Source organism: Aestuariivirga sp. (genome assembly GCF_037139295.1).
GTDB lineage: Bacteria > Pseudomonadota > Alphaproteobacteria > Rhizobiales > Aestuariivirgaceae > Aestuariivirga.
The window spans coordinates 1-3918 of record NZ_JBAXGR010000182.1 but is presented as its reverse complement, the minus strand read 5'-3'; the positions used below and the strand labels follow the sequence as shown (position 1 = coordinate 3918).

Here is a 3918-nt window from a genome sequence, read left to right as displayed (position 1 = left end):
GAGGACCAGATGGAGCGTGCATTCCGGGAGCGGTGAGCGATCTCATGCACACCCACAGTTGGGCGTTCCGTCGTGGAGCTACACCAGGCTATGAGGCGATCTGAGTGAACTGCCCGAGTGGCTGGTTCCCGCCAGGACAGTCCGACTGTGCCAGATCGCAGAGCAGGCAGTCGTAAGCGACCTCAGATGAGCGGTGGTGCATTCATTGACAGTGAGAACACGCCATCGCTTACTCCCGGCTGAAGACGACGCGTCCGCCGACGATGGTGTCTTCTGCTTGAAGCGTGCCGATCTGTGTTGGCGGAATGGTAAAGATGTCGTCTGACAGAACTGTCATGTCGGCGAGCTTGCCGACTTCGATGGAGCCGCGGGTGGCGCCTTCGCCGATAGCCTTGGCACCCCAGATTGTCCACATGCGCACCGCCTCGTCGACGGAGACGGCCTCCTCCGGCTCGAAGATGCCGTCATCGGACACGCGCGTGACGACTGCGGCCATCGCCTTGAAGGGGTTGATGTTGCCGAGGTAGATGCCGGTCATGTCGGTGCTGGCAGCGGGTTCGAGACCCGCGGCGATCATGCTGTGGAAGCGGTATCCCGTGCGCGCCCGCGCATCACCCATGTTCTCGATGTCGGCCTTCACCAGTTCGGTGAGCCAGATCGGCTGGATCGAGATGGCGAGGCCGTCCTTCTTCAGCGCTTCGGCGCGCGCCAGCTGCTGGTCGTTCATCTGGAACATGCCGAAGTGTTCGATCCGGCGCGGTGTGAGCTTCGCGGGGTCTGACGTCACCGACTGTTCATAGGCAGTGAGGCAGATGTCCATCGCCGCATCGCCCGAGCAGTGCATCATCGCCAATTTATTGTTTCGGTGGGCGAGCCCCACGAATTCATTGGCCTCGGGCTGTGGCGTCACCAGCGTGCCGCGGCCGCCCGGCGGATCGATGTCGAAGTGGCCCACATAGGGTTCATACATAAAGCCGGTGCGGCAGTCATTCTCGCCATCAACCCAGGCCTTGATGCCAGCGAAGCGGTAGTAGTCGGGATCAGCCTGCCCCGGCATCTCGAGGCTGCTCAGGTCATCGGGAAAGCCCTTGCCATCCGGCGCTGACCAGACCGACACGCTGTAGCGGATGTTAGGTTGCTTCTCCATGGTGCTCACCTGCTGCAGCATGGGCAGGGCGGCATGTGGTGTGATGGCGAGCACGGAGGTATAGCCGAACTGGTTCCAGAAGGCCGGGATGCCATGGGAATAATATTCGACGATCTCGTCGGGATTGGGTGAGCCGGGAATGTCAGCGAAGCCGTCGGTGATCACGCCGGTGGGATTTCCATCGGCATCGAGCAACACGCCGCCGCCCTTGGGCAGCCTGGTCGTTCCCTTGCCGATGCCAAGCGCTGCGAGTGCCTTGGAGTTGGCAATGGCCATGTGGGTGCCGTTGCCCAATATGAGCGGATTGTCGGGTGCTGCCGCATCGATCTCCGCGCGACTTGGCAGTCGTTTTTCTGCGAACTTGTTCTCGGAAGCCGAGACGCAAGCAACATAGATCCACTCGCCCGGTTTCGAGGCCTTGGCGCGTTCGGCGATCTTTTGCAGCGTGACGGCGACAGAGGGCGTCTCGGGGTAACGGGCGTCAACCCAGTCGTTCTTCATCCAGAGTGTCTCAAGGGGGTGCGTGTGGGCATCCACCAGGCCTGGCAGCACCCTGCGGCCATGCAGGTCCACGACCTGGGTGTTGCTGCTGGCAGAGGACTTGATGTCATCGGTGGAGCCGACCGCGATCAGCCTGCCATCCTTCACCGCCACGGCCTCGACCTGAGAGCCCTTTGAGTCCATCGTCGCGATCTTGCCGTTGATGAAGATCGCATCCGCCGTTTCGGCGGCGAGTACAGGTGTCACGAAGAGCCCTACGGCGAGAAGGGGCGGTATCGACTTCAGGAGTGACGGCATGGGGCGACCCTCGGTGGAAATGGTTGCCAGACTGCGGGCGCTGTCAGCGCGCGCCGTTTGCTTCCACCCGAGGCTAGCAGAGGCAAGGGCCCTCCCGTTGACTTGGGTCAAAGGTGCAGTGCTTTGTTGCGCCCGGTCTGTGCCTGCCGGTGCGCGTCTTCAGGCGGGCGACGGTGGAATGGCCTGAACAACGCAATAGACCGCACCGTGGATCCGGATGGAAACAAGCACCGCCTTGAAGTCTCCGAATTCCGAGCTCGCGAAGTGATAGTCCGCCGACCGGCCGGAATCCTCCCAGAAGCCGCTGGCCTTCAGTCGATCGGAGAATTCCAAGAAGAAGGCGTGCTGGAATTCCGGTGTCTGGGAAATCACCGAGCGCCCTTCCTGGAAGCCGCTACTGGTGGAGGCGGCAATGACATGGTCACTGCCATCGCAGAGCAGCATGGGGTAGGGGCTCAGCCTGACGATGTGAGAGATGCCACCGAGAGAGGAAATATTCGCCGTCTCGGCAAGAGCCTCGATCAGCCGCTGCTTCTGGCGGGAGGGAACAACGGCACCCCGCTCCCATCGCGACACGGTTTCCTGACTTGAGTCCACTTCCTCGGCGAAGCGGAACTGACTCCAGTTCCGGGCGCTGCGGATCGCCTGTATGAGCATCGGCCAGTAATCGAGGTTCCGATTGTCGTCGTCGGCCATGATGGGCGCTCTGGTTTCAGGCGATATGATTCCTTTATGCCCAAAGTTCCATTTCTGGCCAATTTTTTCTCGGTTTTCTCATCATGAAATCGCGCAGGAATCATAAGGCAATCATAGTCGCGTGCGCCCCGCCATGTTAGTTGAACGTATCCGCTGGGCTGTTGCCGGCAGAATCGGAGAACCAAAAATGCGCAATTCCATGCTCTTTGCTGTGGCCGCCCTGGTCATCACCTCGTCGTCTGCCATCGCTGGCCAGGTCCAGTACGGCTCTGGCGTAGCCTCCCCCGAAAAGGGCGTGATCTGCGACACGCGCGGCAAGTGGTGCGCTGACGGTACCGGCCTCTCCGCAAGCTGGACCTCGCAGTACTTCGGCGCCGACGCCGCCGCCAAGCTTGATGGCGTGGAACAGTCGTCCTTCGGCTATTCCAACCGTGTGAAATGCGCGATCGCCACGCAGTCCTGCACCGGCGGAGACGCAGCAAAGGCCATGCAGGCGATGCTCTTCGGCGCAGCTGCCGGCGGTGCATCGGGCGGCTCCGCCCAGGTGGATTTTGGCAATGGCGTCTACTCGCCCGAGAAGGGCGTGGTCTGCGATGGCATGGCCAAGTGGTGCGCTGATGGCACCGGCCTTTCAGCCTCGTGGACCGAGCAGTACTTCGGCGGCGACATGGCATCAAAGCTCTCCGGCGCGACGCAGGATAAGTTCGGCTACTCCAATGGCGTCAGCTGCGATGTGAACGCGCAGGCCTGCACCGGCGGCTCGGGCAAGGCCGCGAAGAAGATGACGAAGGCTCTCTTCCGCTAATCATTTGAGATTGGGCAGCGGTTCTCAGGAGCCGCTGCCACCTGAAAATCGTCGACAAGAGCAGCAAAACGATCCAGAAGATGATGTTAGGCAAGTTGGGCATTCTGCGGCGGCGGCCACTCGCTTCCGCCGAATTCCCTACCCGTCCAACGGCGAGACGCTTCCGTTGCCATTCGGCGGCATCATTGAAAACCTGCAGCGGAACGATGGCGTGCACCCTGATATCGAAAAAATCTGAAGACTGTACCTATGCCTGTTGGACGTCGCGCGTTGGGGCGCACGGCCAAGGCCGATGGAGGGACGATGACAAGAGGACTCAGGCGAGTTTTGCGCAGTGCTGCGCTGCTCTGGATCGTCTTGGCGGGCTCGGTGCTCGCAGCGGATCAGGCTCTCGCTGATCCCTGTGACACTTCGGCAAATCCTGTTGTGATAAATTCAAGCTGTGATGATTTCGTCGTCGGCAGCGTCAAGT

Annotated in this window: 4 protein-coding genes; 2 read left to right on the top strand and 2 right to left on the bottom strand. The window is 61.1% G+C overall.

The genetic code is table 11. From position 1 onward, the window contains the following. Positions 1 to 229 precede the first annotated feature (229 nt). Both WCJ41_RS20420 and WCJ41_RS20415 read right to left on the bottom strand, forming a co-directional pair. On the bottom strand, positions 230 to 1945 hold the full coding sequence (locus WCJ41_RS20420) for an amidohydrolase (RefSeq protein ID WP_336907678.1): 1716 nt from the start codon (positions 1943 to 1945) through the stop codon (positions 230 to 232). A gap of 159 nt (positions 1946 to 2104) precedes the next feature. Further along, complete coding sequence (locus WCJ41_RS20415; RefSeq protein WP_336907677.1) at positions 2105 to 2641, bottom strand: helix-turn-helix transcriptional regulator; 537 nt, start codon at positions 2639 to 2641, stop codon at positions 2105 to 2107. Between the two features lie 187 nt (positions 2642 to 2828). On the opposite strand from WCJ41_RS20415, the gene WCJ41_RS20410 reads away from it, so the two are divergent. Together WCJ41_RS20410 and WCJ41_RS20405 are read left to right on the top strand one after the other, a co-directional pair. Beyond that, the gene (locus tag WCJ41_RS20410; RefSeq protein WP_336907676.1) at positions 2829 to 3446 is read left to right on the top strand and encodes a YcgJ family protein; all 618 of its coding nucleotides are present in this window, start codon (positions 2829 to 2831) and stop codon (positions 3444 to 3446) included. Positions 3447 to 3456: 10 nt separating this feature from the next. Next, positions 3457 to 3684: a hypothetical protein gene (locus tag WCJ41_RS20405; RefSeq protein WP_336907675.1), complete on the top strand. Its 228-nt coding sequence runs from the start codon at positions 3457 to 3459 to the stop codon at positions 3682 to 3684. Positions 3685 to 3918: the final 234 nt, after the last annotated feature.